The sequence below is a fragment of the Rhodococcus sp. DMU1 genome (genome assembly GCF_012272955.1).
GTDB classification, from domain to species: Bacteria; Actinomycetota; Actinomycetes; order Mycobacteriales; family Mycobacteriaceae; genus Rhodococcus; species Rhodococcus aetherivorans.
The window spans coordinates 4915409-4937651 of record NZ_CP050952.1 but is presented as its reverse complement, the minus strand read 5'-3'; the positions used below and the strand labels follow the sequence as shown (position 1 = coordinate 4937651).

Below are 22243 nucleotides of genomic sequence, written 5' to 3'. Positions count from 1 at the left end.
TCGATTGCCGGGCGGGGTCCCGCCGCGGGGCCTACAGGGCGATGTACTTGGTGTCGAGGTATTCCTCGATACCCTCGGCCGCGCCTTCGCGGCCGAATCCGGACTCCTTGACGCCACCGAACGGGGCGGCGACGTCGGAGATGATGCCGCGGTTGACACCGACCATGCCGGTCTTCAGCGCGGACGCCACGCGCATCGCGCGGTCGAGGTCGCGGGTGTAGAAGTACGCGGCCAGGCCGTATTCGGTGGCGTTGGCGGCGGCGATCGCCTCGTCCTCGGTGTCGAAGACGGTGATCGCCGCGACCGGACCGAAGATCTCCTCGCGCAGCAGTCGCGCGTCGGCCGGGACCTCGTCGAGCACGGTCGGCGGGTAGAACGTGCCGGGTCCGGCGGGGATCTGCCCGCCGGTGCGGACCCGGGCGCCGCGCTCGACGGCGTCGCGCACCAGTGCCTCGACCGTGGCGCGCTGCCGGGCGGTGATCAGCGGGCCGAGGTCGGTGCCGTCGTCGAGGCCGTGGCCGGTGCGCAGCGCCGCGATGCGGGCGGTGAGCTTGTCGGTGAACTCGCCGGCGACGCTGCGGGCGACGTGGAAGCGGTTGGCGGCGGTGCAGGCCTCGCCGCCGTTGCGCATCTTCGCGGCCGTCGCGCCGTCCACGGCGGCGTCGACGTCGGCGTCGTCGAACACCAGGAACGGGGCGTTGCCGCCGAGTTCCATCGAGGTGCGCAGCAGCCGGTCGGCGGACTGGCGGACCAGCAGCTTGCCGACGCCGGTGGAGCCGGTGAAGGTGATCTTGCGCAGCCGCGCGTCGGTGAGCAGCGGCCCGGTCAGCGCGGCGGCGTCGGTGGCGGGCAGGATCGACAGCACCCCGGCCGGCAGGCCGGCGTCGGCGAAGACCTGCCCGAGCAGCAGCATCGTCAGCGGGGTCTCGGCGGCCGGCTTGACCAGGATCGGGCAGCCCGCGGCCAGGGCCGGGCCGATCTTGCGGGTGGCCATCGCCAGCGGGAAGTTCCACGGGGTGATCGCCAGGACCGGCCCGACCGGTTCCTTGGTGACGAGGATGCGCCCGCTGCCGGCGGGGGCGGTGGCGGTGCGGCCGCCGATGCGCACGGCCTCCTCGGCGAACCAGCGCAGGAACTCGGCGCCGTAGTTCACCTCGCCGCGCGCCTCGGCGACGGTCTTGCCCATCTCGAGGGTGATGACGCGGGCGAAGTCGTCGGCGCGGGCGTGGACGAGGTCGAAGGCGGTGCGCAGGATCTCGCCGCGCACCCGGGGCGCGGTCGCGGCCCACTCGGCCTGCGCGGCGACGGCGAGGTCGAGGGCGCGCAGCCCGTCGTCGGCGGAGGCGTCGGCGACGTCGGCGAGCACCGCGCCGGTGGCGGGGTCCTCGACGGGGAACGTCGCGCCGGTGGACGAGTCGGTGAGCTTGCCGCCCAGCCAGAGCCGGGTCGGGACGCCCGCGGGGAGGGTGTGGGTCATCGGGTGGCTCCTGCCAGGGTCGGGCGCACGCCCGCGACGTCGCGGACGGCGGCAGCGAGGACGTCGAGGCCGTCGGTGAGCAGCTCGTCGGAGATCACCAGCGGTGGCAGCAGGCGGACGACGTTGCCGTAGGTGCCGCAGGTGAGCACGATGACACCCTGCTCGAGCGCCTTCGCGGCGATCGCCTTGGTGGCCTCCGGATTCGGCTCGCGCGTGCCGGGCTGCACGAACTCGACGGCGAGCATCGCGCCGCGGCCGCGGACCTCGCCGACGATGTCGACGTCCGCGGCGAGCGCCCGCAGCCGCTCGGTGGCGATCTGCTCGATGCGCCGGGCGCGGCCGCACAGGTCCAGCTGCTCGATCCGGTCCAGCGTGGCCAGCGCCGCGGCGCACGCGACGGGGTTGCCGCCGTAGGTGCCGCCGAGGCCGCCGCCGTGGACGGCGTCGATCAGCTCGGCGCGGCCGGTCACCGCGGCGAGCGGCATGCCGCCGGCGATGCCCTTGGCGAGGGTCATCAGGTCCGGCACGACGTTCTCGTCGTTGCTGGCGAACCAGTCGCCCGTGCGCGCGAAGCCGGTCTGCACCTCGTCGGCGACGAAGACGATGCCGTTGGCCTTCGCCCAGTCGACGAGGGTCGGCAGGAAACCCTTGGCCGGCAAGATGAATCCGCCCTCGCCCTGGATGGGCTCGAGCACGATCGCGGCGACGTTGTGCGCACCGATCTGCTTGTCGATCTGCGCGATCGCGCGATGGGCGGCCTGCTCACCGGTGACCTCGGTGCCGTCGTAGTTGCGGCCCTCGCGGAACGGGTACGACGCCGGCACGCGGTGGATGTCCGGGGCGAACGGGCCGAAGCCCTCCTTGTAGGGCTGGTTCTTCGCGGTCAGCGCCATCGTCAGGTTGGTGCGGCCGTGGTAGGCGTGGTCGAAGACCACCACGGCGCTGCGACCGGTCGCGACCCGGGCGATCTTGACCGCGTTCTCCACCGCCTCCGCGCCGCTGTTGAACAGCACCGTGCGCTTGGCGTGGTCGCCGGGGGTCAGGGCCGCGAGCTTCTCGGCGACGGCGATGTAGCCCTCGTAGGGAGTGACCATGAAGCAGGTGTGCGTGAAGTGCGCGACCTGCTCCTGCACCGCCGCCACGACCGCCGGGTCCGAGGCGCCGACACTGGTGACCGCGATGCCGGAACCGAGGTCGATCAGGGCGTTGCCGTCGACGTCGACGACGATGCCGCCGTCGACGTCGGCGGCGTAGACCGGCACGGAGGAGGCCACACCCGCCCCGACGGCCGTGCGGCGACGCTCGGTCAGTGCCGCCGAGCGCGGGCCGGGCAGCGCGGTGACCAGGCGACGCTGCTGCGGAAGGCGGTATTCGATGCTCGTCATGGGGGACTTCCTCGGGCTCGGCGGCGTAGAGACGATTCGAGTATGGGAGCGTCCGCGGACCCGAGACAGGGCCGATTCGTACAACCCGGTGAATCACACCGCGCCATTTCGTCGAGCGGTCTTACGATGGCCCCATGAGCGTCGGCATCGCCTGGCTGCTGCGGCAACCGGGACTGGGATTGACACTGCGCGGCGGCCGGACCGGGAAGGAGCGGCCGATCGGCTTCGTCCAGCCCACCGAACTGCTGGACCCGCGGCCCTGGCTCTCCGGCGGGGAACTCGTCCTCACGACCGGCCTGGGGCTGCATGCGGAGGAGGGCGGTGACTACGTGCGCCGCCTCGCGGAGGCGGGCGTCGCCGCCCTGGGGTTCGGCACCGGGCTGTCGCACGAGCGGATCCCGCAGTCGGTGCTTGAGGCGGCCGACGCGGTGGGGCTGGCGCTGCTCGAGGTGCCGTACACGACGCCGTTCGCCGCCGTCAGCCGTGCCGTCACCGCCCGGCTCGCCGAACAGCAGTACGAGCTGGTGCGACGCGCCGCCGACACCCAGGTGCGCATCACCCGCGCCGCGCTGCGCGGCGGCGTGGCCGCGATCGTGCGGGAACTGGCCGTCGCCACCAGCGCCGCCGTCGCCTACCTCGACGAGCGCAGCGGGGAGGTGGTCGCCCACCCCGAGGTCGCGGCGGAGCTGGCAGAGCAGATCTCGGAGCTGCGCCGGGACGGTGCCGGCTCGGTCACCACGAGCCGGCCCGGCCGGACGCTGACGGTGCAACCGGTCACGCACGCCGGCCTCGTCAGCGGACACCTGGCCGTGCAGGCCGACCGCCCGCTCGAGAACGTCGAACTCGTCCTGATCGGCCACGCCGTCTCCCTCGTCACCCTCGAGCTGGACAAGCCGCGGCGGCTGCGCGCGGAGCGGAACGCGCTGGGCGCGAAGGCATTCGGCCTGCTCGTCGACGACGTCCTCGACTCCGGCGACGCCTTGGAGTATCTCGCCGACGCGGTCGGCGCCCGCAACCGCATCCGGATCCTGCGTCTGCACACCCCGGCCGCGGCCGACGTGCGGCGCGTGCTGGACGCCGGTCTCGGCGCCCGGCAGCGCCCGCTGTACGCGCGCAGCGGCGACGAGGCGCTCACCGTGCTGCTGCGCGGTGAGGACACTCTGTCCGACGTGGCGGCGCTCCTGGCGGACCTCGCCCCGCCGCAGGCGCGCACCCTCCGCGCCGGGCTCAGCGCCGCGCACCGGCTCGCCGACACCCGCCGCGCCGTCGAGCAGGCCGAACACGCCGTGGCCGCGGCGGACGCGGCCCACCGCCTCGTCGAGTTCGACGCCACGCACGGAACCGCCCTGCTCGCCTCCCCGGCGGTGCGGGCCGTACTCGAATCCGTGGCTGCGTCCACTGTTTCCGCTCTCGCCGACTACGACCGCGGCCGGGGGACCAGGCTCGTCGCGTCGCTGCGGGCGTTCCTCGAGGCGAACGGGCAGTGGGAGGCGGCGGCCGCGGCTCTGGAGGTGCACCGGCACACCCTGCGCAGCCGGATCGCCAAGGCGGAGCAGGTGCTCGGCGTCGACCTCGGCGACGCCCGCGTCCGGGCCGAGCTGCTGCTCGCCCTGCTGATCGGGGAACCGGCGCCCTAGGTAGCTGGAAACGGCGTAGTGCTGCAGTCGTAGTCGGCCCTTCACGCTGCGGGCGAGTTCGTCCAGCCGGCCGGAATGCCGTCGGAGCCGGCGCGGCACCGTTCCCGGGGAGAGCCCGAGTGGTCGTCGCGGGGCGACTTCGGCCGGGAACAGGAAAGTATGGTTGAGTGTTCAACTATAAGATTGAGTAATCAACTATATGACGAGCGTCGCGCCCTTCCGTCGGGAGGGGCGTGACCGAAACCGACCGTACGGAGGATCATGGCTAGCAGTTCGACCGAGCACAGCGGCTCCATCGGGACCGTGTCCCAGAAGGGCATCCCCGACGAGGTGGACGTGGCGATCGTCGGGTCCGGCGGCGCAGGCCTGATGGCGGCGCTCACCGCCGCCAAGGAGGGGGCACGAGTCCTCGTGGTCGAGTCCCGGGAGATCGTCGGGGGCGCCACCGGCATCTCGGCGGGTGCCGCCTGGATCCCCAACCACGGCTTCTCGACCAAGGACCTGAAGGTGCACGACGACCTGGACCAGGCGCGGCGGTACATCTACGGCCAAGGTCGCGACCGGATCCTCGACCACGACCTGGTGGAGAAGTTCCTGGAGACCGGACCGCACGTCGCCCGGTTCATCGAAGAGCACACCTCCTTCGGGTGGATCCCGACGATCTGGCCGGACTACCGCTCCGACATCGACGGCGCGTCCGTCGGTCGGGCACTGTTCCCCGGCCCGTACTCCCCGGAGGGACTCGGGGAGAACGCGAAGTACGTGCGACCGGCCCTGACCACGGGCATGGCCAAGAACCCGCTCCCGTTCTGGTTGCTGGGCGGGATCGGCATCGACGACGTCTGGCTCGCCGGCCCGGCCTTGATCGGAGCACTGCTCGAGGCGGGCCTGCGCAACGGCGTCGACGTTCGCGTCGAGACGCCCGCGACCCGGCTTGTCACCGACGAGTCGGGGGTGCGGGGGATCGTCGTGCGGGCCGACGGCGCCGAGCACACGGTGCGTGCCACCCGGGGGGTCCTGCTGGCCAGCGGCGGGTTCGAGAGCTCGACCGAGATCACCTCGACCTACCTCGACGCGCCCTTCGGCGTGCAGGTCTCCCCCCAGGGCCACGACGGCATCGCGGTGCAGCTGGCGCAGGAGGTGGGCGCTGATCTGACCGGCATGGAGGACGCCTGGTGGATGCCCGGCGTGCAGCTGCCCGGTGAAGAGCTGGAGGGCCGCCCGCTCAGTCGTGTGTTCCTGGGCGAGCGAGCGCTGCCGCACAGCATCATGGTCAACAGCAAGGGTGAGCGCTTCGCGAACGAGGCCCTGGCCTACGACCAGTTCGGGCAGATCATGCGCGAGGTCGACCCGGAGACGGGCACCATGCCCAATGCCACGGCCTGGCTGATCTTCGACCACAACTACTGGACGAAGTTCGGGATCTTCGGCGTCACGCCGGGCGCAGAGGTGCCCGACTACCTCCACCGCGCCGACACCCTGTCGGAGCTGGCGAACAGGATCGGGGTCGACGAGGTGGGGCTGCTCCGCACAGTCGACCGGTTCAACCCCGAGGCCGCCCGAGCTCACGACCCGCAGTTCCACCGCGGGGAGACCTTGTTCGACCGCTACTTCGGCGCCTACTATCCCCGGCTGGGCAAGAACTCGCCCGACGCGCGGTTCCCCGCCGCCACCGCAAAGGCGCGGATGCGCATCGCCGCGGCGATCGGTCCGATCGTGAGCAAGCTCGCCGGACGGGTGGCGAAGAGGAACGACCCCGAACGCGTGCGTTCCCTCGTGGTCGGACCCCTGGCGAAGATCATCCGACCCATGCTGAAGAGCCCGAAGTCGAGCGTGCTGGGACCGGTCGACACCGCGCCCTACTACGCGCTCGAGGTCCAGGCCAGCGCGCTCGGCACCGTGGGCGGCCCGAAGACCGACGCACTCGGACGCGCGCTGAACACCGAAGGCAAGGTCATTCCCGGCCTGTACGCCGCCGGCAACGCAGGAGGCGCACCCACGAAGGGCTTCTACGGAGGCGCCGGGGGGACGATCTCGCTCGGGCTGGTGTTCGGTTACCTCGCGGGACGGGAAGCAGCCAAGCGCCAGGACGACGCGTAAGCATCTCGTCGGTGCCCTCGACCGTCGGCACGGCGGTCGAGGGCACCCTCGCGAGCACCGGCCTTCGCCGCAGGTGACCGAGCGCGAAGACAACGCATCGACCACGCCATAGCACCATGCCGCACACAGGGTCCCGTCCCTGCGAGGCACGCGCTCAACGGTCGAGCAGGCGCAGTTCCCCGGCGATCACGGCCAGCCGTGCGGTGTCCACCGCGTCCTCGCCGCGGAGCCGGTCGAGGAGTCGCACGAGACGGTGCGTGCGACCGGTCGGGTCCGCGGCACTCCCGTCGAGTGCGGTGACGACGAGCGTGTCGAGGCGGTCGGAGATCTCGTCGCGCAGGGCCGCCGCACCCATGGCCTCCCAGTAGGAGCCGCGGACGCGGGTGGCGAAACCTTCGAGCAGCCAACGGATGTGAAGGCTGTCGATCAGTGCGTCCCGGGCCGCGGCGACACGGGCGGGGTCGGTGCCCAGGCGCAGCGCCACCGCGGCGTTCGCGAACGCGCCACGGCAGTCCTCGGCCGACGGCCGGTCGCCCAGTGCGGCGGCGACGGGCGCGGCGAAGAGCGCCACGAGAGCCTCCGGTGTGTCCGCGTCGTCGCACGCACCCGCGAGCACGTCGCGGAGCGTCCGGCGGGCGGTGTGGCGCAGCAACCACGCCATCTCGGCCTCGACGACGCGCGCGAGCGCGCTCAGCTCCGCCAGCGTGCTGCGGGCATCGGAGCCCGCCGCGAGGATCCGGGTTCGGATGTCCTCGGTGTGCAGCACGCGGCTGACCACCACGTAAGCGCGCGCCGAGTCCGCGGTGGCGGCGCCGAACCGTTCCTCGAACCGGTACAGGGCTCCCGGGCCGAGACGGTTGACGAGCTCGTCCGCGAGCGACGCGACGACGATCTCCCGGCGCAGCGGATGCTCGGCCACGCCGCTTCCGGCGCGGGCCAGGATCTCGGCTGGGAAGTAGTTCTCGGCCCACGGGGTGCAGGCCGGGGAGTCCGGCAGCGACGACGCGGCCAGCTCGCTCGCGACGACGTTCTTCGACTGCGCCAGCAGCACAGCGAGTTCCGGTCGCAGCAGGCCCGTTCCCGCCCGGCTCCGCTCCCGGATCTCCGCCGTCGGGGGCAGGCCGTCGCCGTCGCGGGCGATCCGGCCGGCCCGCGCCAGATCCTCGATCAGCCGCTCGTGCTGGGTGAGCAGCGCCGGGGCGTCGTGCTCGCTGCAACCCAGGGCGAGCACCTGATCCCGGGACGCCGTGAGCACGGCCTCGGCCACGTCGTCGGTCACCGCGGCGAGCAGCGTCTCCCGCTGTCCGGGCGCCAGCGTTCCGGCCGCGACCGCGCGATCGACTGCGATCTTGATGTTGACCTCCCGGTCGGAGGTGGCGACGCCGGCGGCGTTGTCGATGAAGTCGCCGTCGCAGCGGCCGCCGTGGCGCGCGTACTCGACACGTGCGGCGCGGGTGAAGCCGAGATTGCCGCCTTCGCCGACGATGCGCGCACGCACCTCGCAGGCGTCGACCCGGACCCGGTCGTTGGCGGGATCGGCGGCGTCGCCGTGCGTCTCGTCGGAGGCCTTCACGTACGTGCCGACACCGCCGTTCCACAGCAGGTCCACGGGCGCGCGGAGCACGGCCTTGATCAGTTCGTCGGGCGTCAGGGTCTCGGCGTCGATCCCGAGGGCCGCGCGGGCGGCCGCGGACAGCGGCACGGCCTTGGCGGTGCGCGGCCACACGCCGCCACCCGCGGAGATCGCCGCGGGGTCGTAGTCGGCCCAGGACGAGCGCGGCAGCGCGAACAGACGCGCGCGCTCGCGGTGGGAGGCGTCGGGATCCGGGTCGGGGTCGAGGAAGATGTGCCGGTGGTCGAAGGCCGCGACGAGGCGGATGCGGTCGCTGAGCAGCATGCCGTTGCCGAAGACGTCACCCGACATGTCGCCGATGCCCGCGACGGTGAAGGTCTGCGTGTCGACGTCGTGACCGAGTTCGGCGAAGCGGTGCCGCACGGCCACCCACGCGCCGCGGGCGGTGATGCCCATCGCCTTGTGGTCGTAGCCGGCCGAGCCGCCCGAGGCGAAGGCGTCGCCGAGCCAGTAACCGTATTCGGCGGCAACGGCGTTCGCCGTGTCGGACATGCGGGCGGTGCCCTTGTCGGCGGCGACCACCAGGTAGGCGTCCGCGCCGTCGTAGGCGACGGTGTCGGCCGGGGTGGTCGGCGCTCCGTCGACGACGTTGTCGACGACGTCGAGCAGGCCGCGGATGAAGGTGGTGTATGCGGTGGTGAGGTCCGCGGTGGATCCGGGGCGGATCACGAAGGCGCCCTTGGCGCCGCCCGGGACGATGGGCGCGTTCTTGACGGCCTGGGTCGCCATCAGTCCGAGGACCTCGGTGCGGTAGTCCTCCGGGCGTTCGGAGAACCGCAGCCCGCCCCGCGCGACGAGCTCGGCCCGCACGTGCACGCCCTCGACGTCGCGGGAGTGGACGTAGATCTCCCGCAGCGGCACGATCGCCCCGCCGACGGTCAGCGCGGACGGATCGAGCTTGAACGACGCGTACGGTTTGGTGCCCCCGCTCTGGAACCAGTTGGTACGCAGGGTCGCGTCGACGAACGAGCGCAGCCCTCGCAGGGTCCGGTCGAGGTCGAAGGTCGCGGCGCGATCGATGTGGCCGGCCACCGCCGAGGCCGCGGCGGCGACGGCGGCTTCCCGGTCGGGCAGCCCGGGGCGGAACCGGGCGTCGAACAGTGCGGCGAGGGCCGCGGCATAGCCGGGGGTGGCCGTCAGGCAGCCGAGCATGTACGTCGGCGACAGGCCGATGCCGGCCTGCGCCAGGAACCGGACGGCTGCCCGGATCAGGTCGACCCATCGCCACGAGATACCCTCCTGCAGAACGAGTATCGAGAAGTCGTCGATGTCGGTGCGACCCTCGGCGCCCGCGACGAACGCGTCCGCGATCAGGTCGAGCACCCCGGCATCCGGAGCGGCGGTTCCGGACGGCGCGATCGTGAAGTGGTGCGCCCCCGGCTCGTCCAGCGGCCGGTGGTCGCTCACGTGAAGACCGAAGCGCCGCAGGACGTCGACGACGTCGGTGAGGGTGAACCGGTGGTTCGGCCACGAGGCGAGGCAGCCGAGCGGACTGCCGTCGGCGGAGTCGAGGAAACGTAGCGTCGTCGTGTGCTGGGACAGGGAGGGGGCGCTCACGTGGGGTCCTTTCCGGGGCTGCGGCGATGGGGCGAGTCTGCCGCCTCTGCCTCCGGTAAGGCAGGGCCGAAGTGGAGCGGTCGGAGCGCCGCGAATCGCCGATTCGGAGTGGAGGCTGATCCGCTCGAGGCTGCGGGTGACCTGTGTATATCCGTCGGCGTCGGTGAACTGTACGCCGCGCCGGTGGGCGAGGGCCGGGCCGAGAAGATCTCTGCGGGGAGCTTCTCGGCCCGGGGCCTTTCTCACCGGTTCATGGATTGGACCGGTTTGCCGTCGTACGCGGCTTCACGAGGGTCAGGGCTCCTGGTGACGCGAGTCGTTCGGCTTCGTGGCCGACGGACGCCATCGGCGTAGCCCGGTGCCGGACTCGTAGGCCTGTGACGTGGGACAGGTGACGAGTTCGATGGTGCTACCCCAGGGCGTTCGGGCGTACAGATAATGGTTTCCCCGTCCCGCGTCGCCGCCGGGCAGCTCTGTCGGCGGGCTCATCAGCTGACCTCCTTCAGGATTACTTGGCGGGAGTCGCCGGCGTCGCCGCGGGTTCGTGCAATCGCCGAGCGGAGGAGATCGAGCGCCATGCGCCGGCGGTGTGCGCTCCGTCGGCGTCGAGGTGCCGCATCGACACGTCCGGCCATGCGGTCAACAGTTTCGGATTCGGAGAGTCCGGAAGTGTCCGCATGAGAGCCGAGTCGAGGTCGGGCACTGCGTCGGTCAACAGGTGGCGTGGAACGGAGAGGAGTGTTCTTGATCCAGGTCCCGGCACTGAGGCACTCGGCGGGGCCTACGCCGTCCCACAGGGCAGCGGTGCCGGAAGCGTTTTCGGCGCCCCGACTGCACTGTTCCAGGACCTCCGTTCCAGGGCGGACGATGAGGACCGCGACGTACTCACCTGGGGTGCGACGAAGTTCGGCGGCGCGTCGGTATCCGCTCATCGAGCCGACGCTGCATCCGACCACCAGTGGTCGCCATCGTCCGATGATGTCCGGCCGGGTGTTGACACTCCGAGTGTTGTGGAACACAATCTGAGCGCAGTTGACATGACTGTCACGTCATACTGCATGTCCGACGCGTTTCACTGTCCAGAGGAGATATCGATGACCGCCGCCGTTCCTGACATGCGTGAACTCGGACGAAAGGTACGGAATTGGGGGCGGTGGGGCGCCGACGACGAGCGCGGCACGACCAACCTCATCACCCCCGAGCGGGTCAGGGACGCGGCACGGCTGATCCGAACCGGACAGATCTTCGAACTGGGCATCCCGCTCGACGGCAACGGTCCGCAGCCGGGCGGAAGCCGGATCAACCCGATCCGTCTGATGTCCGAAAACGGGCAGGAGCAGGTGTTGCCGGGCGGTTTCAAGTGGGCCGACGACTACGTCTTCATGCCGCTGCAAGCCGGGTCGCAGTACGACTCCCTCGCGCACGTCCACTACGACGAGCAGCTGTACAACGGGCATCCCGGCGACGGCGTCACCGTCAAGGGCGCCGACAAGTGCGGCATCCACACCCAGGCCAAGGGCATCGCGGGCCGCGGCGTGCTCCTCGACGTCGCCCGGCATCGGGGTCTCCCATGGCTCGAGTCGGGAACCGCGATCACACCCGAGGAACTCGATGCCGTCGTGGAAGCGCAGGGCGTCGAGGTCGGGCCGGGCGACATCCTCCTGATCCGAACCGGTTGGCACGCCAAGTTTCTCGCGGAGTCCGATTCGGCCGCGTACATGGCGGGAGAGCCGGGGCTGAGCCTGTCGTGCGCACAGTGGCTGCGCGACCGGGACGTGGCGGTCGTAGGTGCCGACAACTGGGCCGTCGAGGTGATACCCGGGGAGAACCCGGGCGCCCTCTTCGAACTGCACATGGTGCTGATCCGAGACATGGGCATGACGCTCGCCGAGATGCTCGACTTCGAAGAACTCTCGAAGGCATGCGCCGCCGACGGCATCTACGACTTCTTCTACACGGGGCCGCCGTTGCAGTTCACCCGGGCAGTCGGTTCCCCGATCAACCCTCTCGCCATCCGTTGACACGACCGGCAGCCGGAATCCTCCCGCTCGGCCGAACCGACCCGATACCGCCCATTTCATCACGCCAAGGAGAACCGAATGCTGCTCAGCGACATCGTCGAGTACAGCGCACGCAAGCATCCCGATCGAATCGCCCTGCGCTTCGAAGACGAGACGGTCGGCTACGGCCAGCTGCGTGACCGCAGCCGCCGCCTCGCGAACGCACTCCTCGGCGTCGCGGACCCCGGCGACCGCGTCGCGATCCTCTCCACGAACCGCACCGAGTACTTCGACTGCTACTACGGCGTGCCCATGGCGGGCATGGCGTTGACGATCCTGAACTTCCGGCTGCATCCCGAGCAGATCGCGGCGCTCGTCGAGCACTCGGGCGCCGCGGTCCTCGTAGTCTCCGAGGACTTCGCCGAGATGGTCGCGAGTATCCGCGACCGGATCACGTCGGTGCATACCGTCGTCGTGATCGGCGACGCCGACGCCGATGCGGCGTTCTTGTCATGGGACGCGTTCGTCGCCGGCGCGCCCGCGACGGAACCGAAGGTACGTCCGCGTCCTGACGACATCGCATGGATCGTCTACACCAGCGGCACGACCGGGGTGCCGAAGGGTGTGATGCTCAGCCACCGCAACCTCCTCACCGGCATAACCTCCTCGGCCCTCCAGTGGGCGCTGCCGGAGGACACCGTCTTCCTGTTCTGCTTCCCGCTCTGCCACGTCGGCGGTTACGTGACGCTCCTGAACCACCTGATGGGTGCCACGGTCGGGATCATCCGCGCCTACGACAATGCCACCTTCCTCCGGCTGGTCCAGCAGTGGAAGGTCACCCAGACCGGCCTGGCGCCCACGATGATCAACTTCCTGCTGCAGGATCCGGCGCTCGACGCGCACGACCTCGGCACGCTGGAGGCGATCGGGTACGGTTCGTCGGCGATTCCCGCTCCCGTACTGCGGGAGGGACTCGACCGCCTCGGTTGTGACTTCTATCAGGGTATGGGCATGACCGAGCTGGCCGGAAATGTGCTGCACCTCGACCAGCAGGCGCATCGGCGCGCCGCGAACGGGGAGTCCAACCTCCTTGCGGCAGCCGGAAAGCCGATGCGTTTGGCGGATATTCGAATCGTGGACGACGAGCTTCGGGACGTTCCGGTCGGAGAGATCGGCGAAATGGTCGTCCGTGGCGACCAGGTGATGGCCGGCTACTGGAACGACACCGACACGACGGACGCCGCGTTCACCGACGGCTGGTTCCACACCGGTGATCTGGTGCGACGGGACGCCGAAGGATTCGTCTACATCGTGGACCGCAAGAAGGACCTGATCATCAGTGGTGGCGAGAACATCGCTTCTCTCACGGTGGAACAGGCCCTGTACAGTCATCCGGCGGTGGCCGAGGCGGCCGCGATCGGCGTCAAGGACGAGACGTGGGGCGAAATCGTCTGCGCCATTGTTGCTCTGCGCTCCGGCTCCACCGCTACCGCGGACGAGATCATCGCGACGTGCCGAGAGCACCTCGGCGGATTCCAGGTGCCGAGGCGCGTCGAATTCGTCGACGCCCTCCCGAAGAACGTCAGCGGCAAGATCCTCAAGCGCGATCTTCGCGAGCGCTTCGCCACCCGAACACTCGCCTAGCACAAGCCTCCCAGTCCGGCCCGCCGCCCCGAGCCACACTTCTGTCCTGCCCTGCCCACCTCTCGACACACGGAGCGACCATGAAACGTACTCTTGCCGTGGGCCTTACTGCCCTGTGCACCACCGCCGCCCTGGCAGCCTGTTCCGGCCGGGACACCGCCACTTCGGCGGGTGACTGCGATCCCGGAATCACCGACACCGAGATCCGCTTCGGAACAAGCCTCATGCAGTCCGTCGCGGGACCTCAAGCGGTCGCCGCAACCGCGCTGTTCGACGAGATCAACGCCGCGGGCGGGGTCACCATGGGTGACGGGAAGACCCGCAAGATCGAGTACATCGCGATGGACGACGGATACGACCCTGCACGCACCGTCGGCAACGTCCGCTCACTGGTCGAACAGGAACAGGTCTTCGCGATCCAGAATCTGATCGGCACCGCCTCGACGCTCGCCGTCGTGGACTACCTGACGCAGAAGAACGTGCCGCTCGTGTTCCCGATGACCGGCACCGACGAACTGCTGGCCACGCACGAGCAGCGCCCTGTCGTGGCCGGAGCGGTGAACCCGCAGACACGATGGGAGGTCTCGGAGCGTGCCGAGATCATCCTGCGCGACCATCCACAGGCGAAGATCGCGGTGCTGTACCCGAACGACAGCCTCGGCAACGGAAGCCTCGACGCCCTGAAGTCCGCACTCGACGGCAGCGGTACCGCGGTCGTCGCACAGCAGGCCTACGAGCAGACGACGCCGTCCGTCGACTCGCAGGTGGTCAACCTCGCGAACTCCGGCGCCGACGTCTTCGTCAACTTTGCGACGGCGAGCTTCGTGACCCAGTCGCTGAAGAAGGCGCACGAACTCGGATGGAAACCCGACACCTACATCTACTCGGGCGCCACCGACACCAACTTCGTCCTCGCCCCCGCCGGTCCGGACGCCGCCGAGGGCGTCCACTCCTTCTACTGGATCTACGACGTCAGCAGCACCGATCACGACGCCAAGCCCGGTGTGCAGAAATGGCGGGAATTCGCCGAACGCAACTCCGGGAAGATCAAGACCACCGACACCATCGCGGCGACCGGCTACAACTCCGCCCAGCTGCTGGTGACCGCCCTGAAGCAGATGGACGGCTGCACGCGGGCCGACCTGCTCGACGCGGTGCAGAACATGCGGGGTGTGACCACCGACCTCGCGATCGAGGGAATCACCTTCGACACCACGCCGGACTATCCCTACGCGATCACCTCGATGGCGCCGATGACATTCCGCGACGGCAGGTGGCACTACGACGCTGCGGTCACCCGCAGCACCGAGCGATGACGTCCGTACCGGACGCCGGCGACGACGGCGCGGTTCCCGCCCTGGTCGTGGAGGAGGTCCGGCTCCGGTTCGGCGGCGTCGTCGCGCTCGACGGTCCCTCGTTCACGATCGAGCCCGGCCACATCGTCGGGTTGATCGGTCCGAACGGGGCGGGAAAGACGACACTGTTCAACTGCATCAGCAGGCTGTACCAGCCGGAATCGGGACGAATCGCCTTCGGGGACAAGGATCTGCTGTCGCTGTCGGCGGACGGGGTCGCGGATGTCGGTATCGCCCGAACGTTCCAGAACATCGGGTTGTTCCCCACGATGTCGGTTGTGGACAACGTGCTGACCGGTGCGTACTCGCGTACCCGGACCGGGTTTCTCGGGGCCGCGCTGGGTCTGCCGATGACCGGACGTGAGGAGCGACGCGAGCGCGACGAGGCATGGGCACTGCTCGAGTCGATGAACCTCGCCCGGGTCGGTCGCGAACCGGCGGGCACCCTTCCGTACGGGACGCTGAAACGGATCGAACTCGCGCGGGCGCTGATGCAGCGTCCGAAGTTGCTGATGCTGGACGAACCCGCGAACGGCCTCATCCACGAGGAGGTGCTCGAACTCGCCGAGACCGTCCGGCAACTGCGTGACGAACGAGGATTCTCGGTGCTGCTGGTCGAGCACCACATGGCGATGGTGATGTCGATCTCGGACCGCGTCGTCGTGCTGAACTTCGGGCAGAAGATCACGGAGGGGCTTCCGGCCGACGTGGCCGCGCACCCCGAGGTCGTCGAGGCGTACCTGGGGGGTGCGGCGTGAGCCTGCTGAGCGTCGAGGGGCTTTTCGCCTGGTACGGAAGTGCAGAAGTTCTGCACGGCATCGAATTTCAAGCCGAGAAGGGCGCGGTGACGGTGGTGCTCGGCGCGAACGGTGCCGGCAAGACCACCATCTTGCGGGCGCTGTGCGGCATGGTCCGCACTCGTGGCCGGATCGAATTCGACGGCCGGGACATCGCAGGCATGCGCACCGACAGGATCGCGCGTCTCGGGATCGCGCACGTTCCGCAGGGCCGCGGCACCTTCGGCGACCTGACGGTCGAGGAGAACCTCCGCATCGGAGGGTACGCGGCCGCCGTCGCCGACACCGACCGGGCGATCGAGCAGTGGTACGACTTCTTCCCCCGGCTGCGGGAGCGGCGTCGGCAGCAGGCCGGCGGACTCAGTGGCGGCGAGCAGCAGATGCTCGCCATCGCCCGGGCCCTCGTCGCCGCACCACGGCTGCTGCTGCTCGACGAGCCGTCCCTCGGCCTGGCCCCCCGCATCACCCAGGAGGTGTTCCGTGCGCTGAGCCGCATCAATGCGGAGATGGGGACGACAGTTCTCGTCGTCGAGCAGAACGCGCACCTGGCCCTCGACATCGGGTCGTCCGCGGTGCTCGTCGACGCCGGTCGCGTCGTCGCCCAGCGTCCCGCCGCCGGTCTCGCACACGACGAGTCGGTGCGACGCGCCTACCTCGGCTACTGAGCACAGGAGTGAGTCATGCACGTCTTTCTTCAACAATTGGTGGACGGGCTCACGTGGGGCGCACTGTACGGTGCGTTCGCATTGAGCATCGTCCTCGTCTACCGGGCCTCCGGGATCGTGAACTTCGCGCAGGGGGAGATGGCGATGTTCGCGGCGTTCTTCGCGTGGCAGTTCCACCAGTGGGGTGCGCCGCTGTATGTCGCGATCCTCGGGGCGATGGCGGTAGCGTTCCTCATGGGCGCCGTCACCGAGCGGGTGCTGATCCGGCCGCTGGCGGGCTCGCCGAACCACATGCCGCTCGTCATCATCACTCTCGGACTGATGCTGGTCCTCAACAGCGCGGCCGGCTGGATCTGGGGTGTGCAGAGCAGGGAATTTCCGTCGACGGTGTCCGGACCGGTGGTGACGCTGGGGACGGTGGCAGTCTCGCGGCAGTCCCTCGTGATCGTCGGCGCGGTCGTGGTTGTCGCGGCGCTGCTGTTCCTCCTGTTCCAGCGTACCCGTGTCGGCCTCGCGATGCGGGCGGCCGCCGGAAATCCGGATTCCGCTGAGCTGGTGGGTATTCCGGTAGGTCGCATGCTGATGATCGGCTGGGGATTGGCGGCGGCGATCGGCGCGCTCGCGGCGTCGCTCGCGGCCCCGCAATTGTTCCTCCAGCCGAACATGCTCGTCGCGTCGCTGATCTACGCATTCGCTGCCGCCGTTCTCGGCGGATTGGACAGTCCGGTCGGCGCCCTCGTCGGCGGATTGTGCGTCGGTGTCGCGGAGAACCTCGCCGGTACGTACATCGAGTGGATCGGCCACGACTTCAAGCAAGCCGTGGCACTGGTCCTCATCCTGGGGGTGTTGCTCTTCAGGCCGGAAGGTCTCTTCGGTGCGCGGAAGGTGGCGCGGGTATGAAAGTCCTCGATATGCTCCGCCGCCCCCGCGCCGAACTCGACGCACCGGTGTGGCTCCGCCGTACCACCGTTGCGGTGGTGCTCGTCCTCGCCGCGGTCGCACCGCTCGTCTCGGCGCCGTACGTCAACTTCGACCGTTCCATGGTTCTCCTGTACGTCGTGGTCGGACTCGGCCTGAATCTGCTGACAGGCAACACCGGTCAGATCTCCCTGGGCCATGGCTTCTTCTTCGCCGTGGGCGCGTATCTCAGTGCGGTGCTGATCGAGAACCATGGTGTCGCCTATCCGGTGGTGCTCCCGCTCGCCTTCGCGGTCTGCTATGTGGGCGGGTACCTGTTCGGGCTGCCGGCGCTGCGGCTCCACGGCCTCCAGTTGGCGCTCGCCACACTGGGTCTCGCACTGGTGACCCCCGCCGTGATCAAACGCTTCGAGCACGTGACCGACGGTCAGGCGGGCATCAACGTCACCGCGGCCGAGGCACCCGTATCCTCCGGTCTCGATCGCGACCAGTGGGTGTACTACCTGTGCCTGCTCGTCGCCGCGCTGACCTATCTCGTGGTGCGCCGGCTCTCCACCGGCCGCATCGGGCGATCGCTGATCGCGATCCGTGACTACGAGGCCGTGGCGACGACCCTCGGTATGCCGGCCGCCCGGACGAAGACCACCGTGTTCGCCCTCAGTGCTGCACTCGCCGGCGTCGGCGGGGTGCTCTACAGCTTCGTCGTCCAGTACGTCGGCCCGGAGGCCTTCGGGCTGCCGCTGGCGATCGCGTTCATCACCATGATCGTGGTCGGAGGTCTCGGTACCGTGCCCGGTGTCGTGTTCGGCGCCTTCTTCGTCGTCTACGTCCCGCAGTGGACTGCTGAACTCAACCAGTCGGCGGCCGGCATCACCTACGGCGCTGCGTTGATCCTGTTCATCTTCGTACTGCCCTACGGCTTGATCAGTCTGGTGCGGTGGGGGCTCGCGCCGCTCGTGGCATGCATCCCGGGTCGTCGCAGCGACGGGGGACGGTCCGAGGGCACAAAGGACCCGGGACTGGAATTGGAACCGGTGGCCACCGGCTGAACTGCCCGGACCACGACCGGCGACGGACGGGCACCCTCGATCAGGATCTAGGGTGCCCGTCCGTCGCTGCGGTGTTAGTGGTCTCCGGCTGTCGCCCGGTGCGATCGGTACCGAAAAAGCCCGCCTGGCCATGTGGCCAGGCGGACCCTTCCGGCTCAGCGATCGGCGAAACGGGAACCGAGTTCGTTCACCTCGGACAGTCCGATGAACCCGGTGAACTCGTCGAAGGAGGGCAGGCGCGACAACGCCGCCGCCGGGGTCCCGTCGCGCACGATCGTGGCCAGGAAGTCCTGGATCGACCTCGTAGCGGCCAGCAGCGCGCCGATCGGGAACAGCACAAGAGCGAATCCCAGCTCGCCCAGCACATCCAGCGGCACCGGCGGAGTGCGCCCGCCTTCTACCCAGTTGAACACCAGGCGATGTCCCTTCAACCGGGTCGCCACCGCACGCACCTCGTCGATGCTGGCCGGAGCCTCCACGAACAACAGGTCGGCGCCGGCGTCCGCGTAGCGCAGGGCGCGATCGATTGCCGCGTCCAGCCCGTCGACGGCCGCGGCGTCGGTCCGAGCGATGATCAGGAGGTCCGGATCGGTGCGGGCCGCGACGGCCGCCTCCAGCTTGGCCACCATGTCGGTGACCGGGACGACCGCCTTGCCCTCCATGTGGCCGCATCGCTTGGGAGCGACCTGATCCTCGAGCTGGATGGCCGCGACACCGGCCCTCTCGTAGTCGCGGACGGTGCGAATGACGTTGAGAGGGTTGCCGTACCCGGTATCGGCATCGGCGATCAACGGGACGTCGACGGCAGCAGCCATGCGGCGGGCGTTGTCGGTCATCTCCGTAGCGGTGAGCAATCCGACGTCGGGGCGACCGAGCAGACTCGCAGAGGTGCCGAAGCCGGTCATGTACGCCGCATCGAACCCGGCGGCCTCGACCAGGCGCGCGGACAGGCTGTCGTAGGCCCCCGGCGCCAGGACCGGTGCCGCGCTGTCCAGCAGTTGGCGCAGCCGTGGTCTGGTAGGGGTCGGTGATCCGAGAAAATCTGACATGGAATCGCTTTCGATCACGTGGTGAGGTGGCGTGGATTGGCGACGCGCAGACGGGCCAGGACCGCTGTCGAGACGGCTCGACGCACAAGGGGGTGGGTGTACGAGAGCGTTCCCCGGTGAAGCGCGGTTGCGAGCTCGGCCTCGGTGGCGCAGCCGACTTCGGTCAACAGGTCCCCGAGCACGGTGCTGTCGCCGGAGTCGAGTTCCCGACGCGCCGTGCCCAGGAGGTTGACGCAGATCCGCAGCAGGTAGCGCTCCCGGTCCTGCGTCCGGTCGAGTGCCGGACCGATTTCGTCGGTGAGCGTCCAGGAGACGAGCTCGAGAATCTCGGCCAGGCTCGGGCGGTCGTGCAGCGACTCGGCCGGCGGAGCAGGTGCCGCCGGTGGCTCGTCGTCGAGCAGATCGAGGATCAGGAGCAGGTCGTATTCGGATTCGCAGACCCGGCGGCCGATCGCGGCGAGTTCGAGCGAGCGCTCGGCGCCGCCGAAATGTCGCTGCGCCTGGAACCGGCTGAGCACCAGCCACCGCAGGGTGCCGTAGGTCTCCCACCAGTGCAGCTCTGCCGTCGAAGGCCGCTCACCCGTCGCCTTCTCGTAGCCGTCGAGCAACTGCTCGCGGGTCCCCACACCGGCGACCGGGAGTTCGGCACCGAACCGCCATGCCCGGACGCAAAGCCATCCGAGGTCCTCGATCGGATCGCCCAGATGGGCGAGCTCCCAGTCGAGGACGCCCCGGATTCCGGTGTCGTCGACCAGAAGGTTGCCGAGGCGGAAGTCGCCGTGCACGAGAGTGGCCGGTCGGCGCGAAGGCCGATGGTCCCGAAGCCACCGCAGCCCGATTTCGACCGCCGGGCGCGGGTCGTCGAGAGCCCGATAGACGGACTCGAGCACGTCGATCGGGTCTCTGGTGTCGAGCATCGTGAGGGCTCCGACAGCGCTGCTGTGAATCTGTCCCAGCACGAATCCCATCTTCTCGGCCAGCCGCTCCCGCATTTCGGCGAGCGCCGGATCCCGTTGGATCTTCCGGGGAATCGACTCGCCGGCCACTCTTTCCATCAGCAGGAAGGGGGCATCGATGCCGGGGGCGGTGTCACCGCTGGCAAGGACAGCGGGTACCGGCACACCGGCGGCGGCGGCGGCGCGCAGGCATGCCGTCTCCGCGCGCATCCGCTGTGCGTCGCCGTGCCCGGGGGGATCACGCCTGAGGACTACGGGCAGGGGGTTGCCCGCGGCATCGGTTGCCTGCGCCGACCACACCTCGCGGCTCGCGCCGCCGGTCAGCTGTCGGGGTTCGCCGACCGAGACGTTCTCGCCGCGCGCCTCGATGAGGATCGCTCGGATCCCGTCACCCAGTGACGAGGAAGCCTCGGTCACAGCCACGGCGCCGCGCCCGGGTCGCGCAACAGTTTGCGGGCTGTGGACATGCGGTGGACCTCGTCGGGGCCGTCGTAGATGCGGGCGTACCGGGCCTGCCGATACATCCGCTCCAACGGCGTGTCGGCGGTCAGCCCGAGCGCTCCGTGCACCTGGATGGCGCGGTCGACGACGTCGTGCAGCATCCGTGCACACCAGAACTTGACGAGCCCGATCCGGATGCGTGCATCGTCGCCGGAGTCCATCGCGCGGGCGGCATCGAGTGTCATCAGCCGGGCAGCGTGGATCTGCGCGGCGGATTCCGCTATGTACCGGTGGACCTCGCCCTTCTCCGCAAGGAGAGAACCGTGCACGTAGCGGGTGTTGGCCCGCTCGCACATGAGCTCGTAGGCCCGCTGCGCCTGACCGAGCCAGCGCATGCCGTGGAAGATGCGCCCGGGTCCGAGGCGGTCCTGTGCGACGGCGAACCCCTTGCCGCGCTCGCCGAGCAGGTTGTCGGCAGGCACCCGCACGTCGGAGAGCCGGACCTCGTAGTGGTCGCTGGGATCGTGGCCCATCGTCGGGATCGAGCGGAGGATCTCGAAACCGGGGGTGTCGGTCGGAACGATGATCGCGCTGATCCGGGAGTGGCGGGGCACGTCCTCGGGCTCGGTGCGCGCGAAGACGGTGCAGTAGCCCGCGTCTTTGACTCCCGTCGTGAACCACTTGTGCCCGTTGATGACCCAGGTGTCCCCGTCGAGCTCCGCGCGGGTGGTGATCAGGGTCGGATCGGAGCCGGCGACCTCCGGCTCCGTGAGTCCCACCGAGGGCAGGAACTCGCCGGCGACGAGCGGCGGGATCCATCGTTCCCGCTGTTCCTCGGTGCCGTGCTTGCGCAGCATCAAGGTGTCCTGCATGGACACGGACCCGACGGCGAGCTGCCCGAACTCGGACCGGCCGATGATTTCGTTGAGGTATACGAAATCGAGGAACCGCACACCACCACCCCCGACGTCCGCCGGGTGACCCAAGGCCCACAGACCGAGCTCTTTTGCCTGCGTGCGCAGCTGATCGAGTGCCTTGCGGGCGTCGTCGTCCTCGCGCGCGAGGACCGGCTCGGCAGGAATCACCTGGTTGTCGATGAACGAGCGCATGCGGGCGCACAGGTCTGCGATGTGGCCCTCGGGATGATTGGTGGTCATGCCCCGTTTCCCTTCGTTGTCGTGTCGGTCGTCTCGTGCAGCGGTCGGATGGCGGCGGAGTCGACGTACTCGTCGATGCGGGTGATCCGTCCGTCCACGACCCGGACGAACAGTGCGGCAGGCACTTCGAGCGGACCGTGTCCCGGCAGGGCCCCGCGCACCACGTGCTGCTGTACGAAGCCGTCCGGAACCGCGTCGCGGCGGACGTCCTCGTAACGGAAGTCCTCGAGCGTGCGGGTGAGCCAGCGCAACACGCGCAGGTTCTCCTCGACGGTCTGCTCGCGGCCGTCGTCGTTGTGCCAGATGCGCGCGTCCGGCGCATACAGGTTTGTCAGTGTGTCCACGTCACCGGCTCGGACGGCGGCGAAGAATCGGTCTGCGAGATCCAACATGCGAAGGTGGTTCTCCTCGGTGCTGCGGATG

The 22243-nt window shown here is 69.6% G+C and carries 16 protein-coding genes; 9 read left to right on the top strand and 7 right to left on the bottom strand.

The features are described 5' to 3' along the window. Positions 1 to 31: 31 nt before the first annotated feature. Both HFP48_RS22435 and gabT read right to left on the bottom strand, forming a co-directional pair. A complete protein-coding gene (locus HFP48_RS22435) occupies positions 32 to 1477 on the bottom strand; it encodes an NAD-dependent succinate-semialdehyde dehydrogenase (protein ID WP_050035863.1) in 1446 nt (481 codons plus the stop codon). Then, positions 1474 to 2862, bottom strand: coding sequence for a 4-aminobutyrate--2-oxoglutarate transaminase (gabT, locus tag HFP48_RS22430; protein WP_168580076.1), 1389 nt, complete (start codon positions 2860 to 2862; stop codon positions 1474 to 1476). The genes HFP48_RS22435 and gabT overlap by 4 nt, the downstream gene beginning before the upstream one ends. Before the next feature lie 134 nt (positions 2863 to 2996). Between gabT and HFP48_RS22425 the strand changes: the two genes are divergently transcribed. Then, on the top strand, positions 2997 to 4499 hold the full coding sequence (locus HFP48_RS22425; RefSeq protein ID WP_168580075.1) for a PucR family transcriptional regulator: 1503 nt from the start codon (positions 2997 to 2999) through the stop codon (positions 4497 to 4499). 261 nt (positions 4500 to 4760) lie between these two features. Then, positions 4761 to 6599, top strand: a complete 1839-nt coding sequence (locus HFP48_RS22420; RefSeq protein ID WP_168580074.1) for an FAD-dependent oxidoreductase — start codon at positions 4761 to 4763, stop codon at positions 6597 to 6599. A gap of 154 nt (positions 6600 to 6753) precedes the next feature. Here HFP48_RS22420 and HFP48_RS22415 read toward each other — a convergent pair whose 3' ends face one another. Then, positions 6754 to 9789 (bottom strand): NAD-glutamate dehydrogenase domain-containing protein, encoded by a 3036-nt coding sequence (locus HFP48_RS22415; RefSeq protein ID WP_168580073.1) that lies wholly within the window; start codon positions 9787 to 9789, stop codon positions 6754 to 6756. 1094 nt (positions 9790 to 10883) lie between these two features. Here HFP48_RS22415 and HFP48_RS22410 point away from each other — a divergent pair. The 7 genes from HFP48_RS22410 (at position 10884) to HFP48_RS22380 (ending at position 18217) form a co-directional block, all read left to right on the top strand. Beyond that, the gene (locus HFP48_RS22410) at positions 10884 to 11810 is read left to right on the top strand and encodes a cyclase family protein (RefSeq protein ID WP_006935201.1); all 927 of its coding nucleotides are present in this window, start codon (positions 10884 to 10886) and stop codon (positions 11808 to 11810) included. Positions 11811 to 11888: 78 nt separating this feature from the next. Beyond that, positions 11889 to 13433: a long-chain-fatty-acid--CoA ligase gene (locus HFP48_RS22405; protein ID WP_168580072.1), complete on the top strand. Its 1545-nt coding sequence runs from the start codon at positions 11889 to 11891 to the stop codon at positions 13431 to 13433. An 80-nt stretch (positions 13434 to 13513) separates the two neighbouring features. Next, complete coding sequence (locus tag HFP48_RS22400; protein ID WP_043798515.1) at positions 13514 to 14749, top strand: ABC transporter substrate-binding protein; 1236 nt, start codon at positions 13514 to 13516, stop codon at positions 14747 to 14749. After that, positions 14746 to 15546, top strand: a complete 801-nt coding sequence (locus HFP48_RS22395; protein ID WP_006935204.1) for an ABC transporter ATP-binding protein — start codon at positions 14746 to 14748, stop codon at positions 15544 to 15546. The genes HFP48_RS22400 and HFP48_RS22395 overlap by 4 nt, the downstream gene beginning before the upstream one ends. Further along, positions 15543 to 16250, top strand: a complete 708-nt coding sequence (locus tag HFP48_RS22390; protein ID WP_102800478.1) for an ABC transporter ATP-binding protein — start codon at positions 15543 to 15545, stop codon at positions 16248 to 16250. Before HFP48_RS22395 ends, HFP48_RS22390 begins: the two co-directional genes overlap by 4 nt. Before the next feature lie 15 nt (positions 16251 to 16265). Continuing rightward, positions 16266 to 17150 (top strand): branched-chain amino acid ABC transporter permease, encoded by an 885-nt coding sequence (locus HFP48_RS22385; RefSeq protein WP_006935206.1) that lies wholly within the window; start codon positions 16266 to 16268, stop codon positions 17148 to 17150. Continuing rightward, complete coding sequence (locus HFP48_RS22380; protein WP_168580071.1) at positions 17147 to 18217, top strand: branched-chain amino acid ABC transporter permease; 1071 nt, start codon at positions 17147 to 17149, stop codon at positions 18215 to 18217. Before HFP48_RS22385 ends, HFP48_RS22380 begins: the two co-directional genes overlap by 4 nt. 155 nt (positions 18218 to 18372) lie before the next feature. Here the strand turns inward: HFP48_RS22380 and HFP48_RS22375 are convergent, their stop codons facing one another. Genes HFP48_RS22375 through HFP48_RS22360 form a run of 4 tightly spaced genes read right to left on the bottom strand, consistent with a single transcriptional unit; the run spans position 18373 to position 22212 of the window. Continuing rightward, on the bottom strand, positions 18373 to 19266 hold the full coding sequence (locus HFP48_RS22375) for an isocitrate lyase/PEP mutase family protein (protein WP_051446022.1): 894 nt from the start codon (positions 19264 to 19266) through the stop codon (positions 18373 to 18375). A gap of 14 nt (positions 19267 to 19280) precedes the next feature. Continuing rightward, positions 19281 to 20639 carry a phosphotransferase family protein gene (locus tag HFP48_RS22370; RefSeq protein WP_168580070.1) on the bottom strand — a complete coding sequence of 453 codons (1359 nt, stop codon included), beginning with the start codon at positions 20637 to 20639 and terminating at the stop codon, positions 19281 to 19283. Then, positions 20636 to 21820 (bottom strand): acyl-CoA dehydrogenase family protein, encoded by a 1185-nt coding sequence (locus HFP48_RS22365; RefSeq protein WP_006935218.1) that lies wholly within the window; start codon positions 21818 to 21820, stop codon positions 20636 to 20638. Before HFP48_RS22365 ends, HFP48_RS22370 begins: the two co-directional genes overlap by 4 nt. Next, the gene (locus HFP48_RS22360; RefSeq protein WP_006935219.1) at positions 21817 to 22212 is read right to left on the bottom strand and encodes a nuclear transport factor 2 family protein; all 396 of its coding nucleotides are present in this window, start codon (positions 22210 to 22212) and stop codon (positions 21817 to 21819) included. Before HFP48_RS22360 ends, HFP48_RS22365 begins: the two co-directional genes overlap by 4 nt. Between the last annotated feature and the right edge of the window lie 31 nt (positions 22213 to 22243).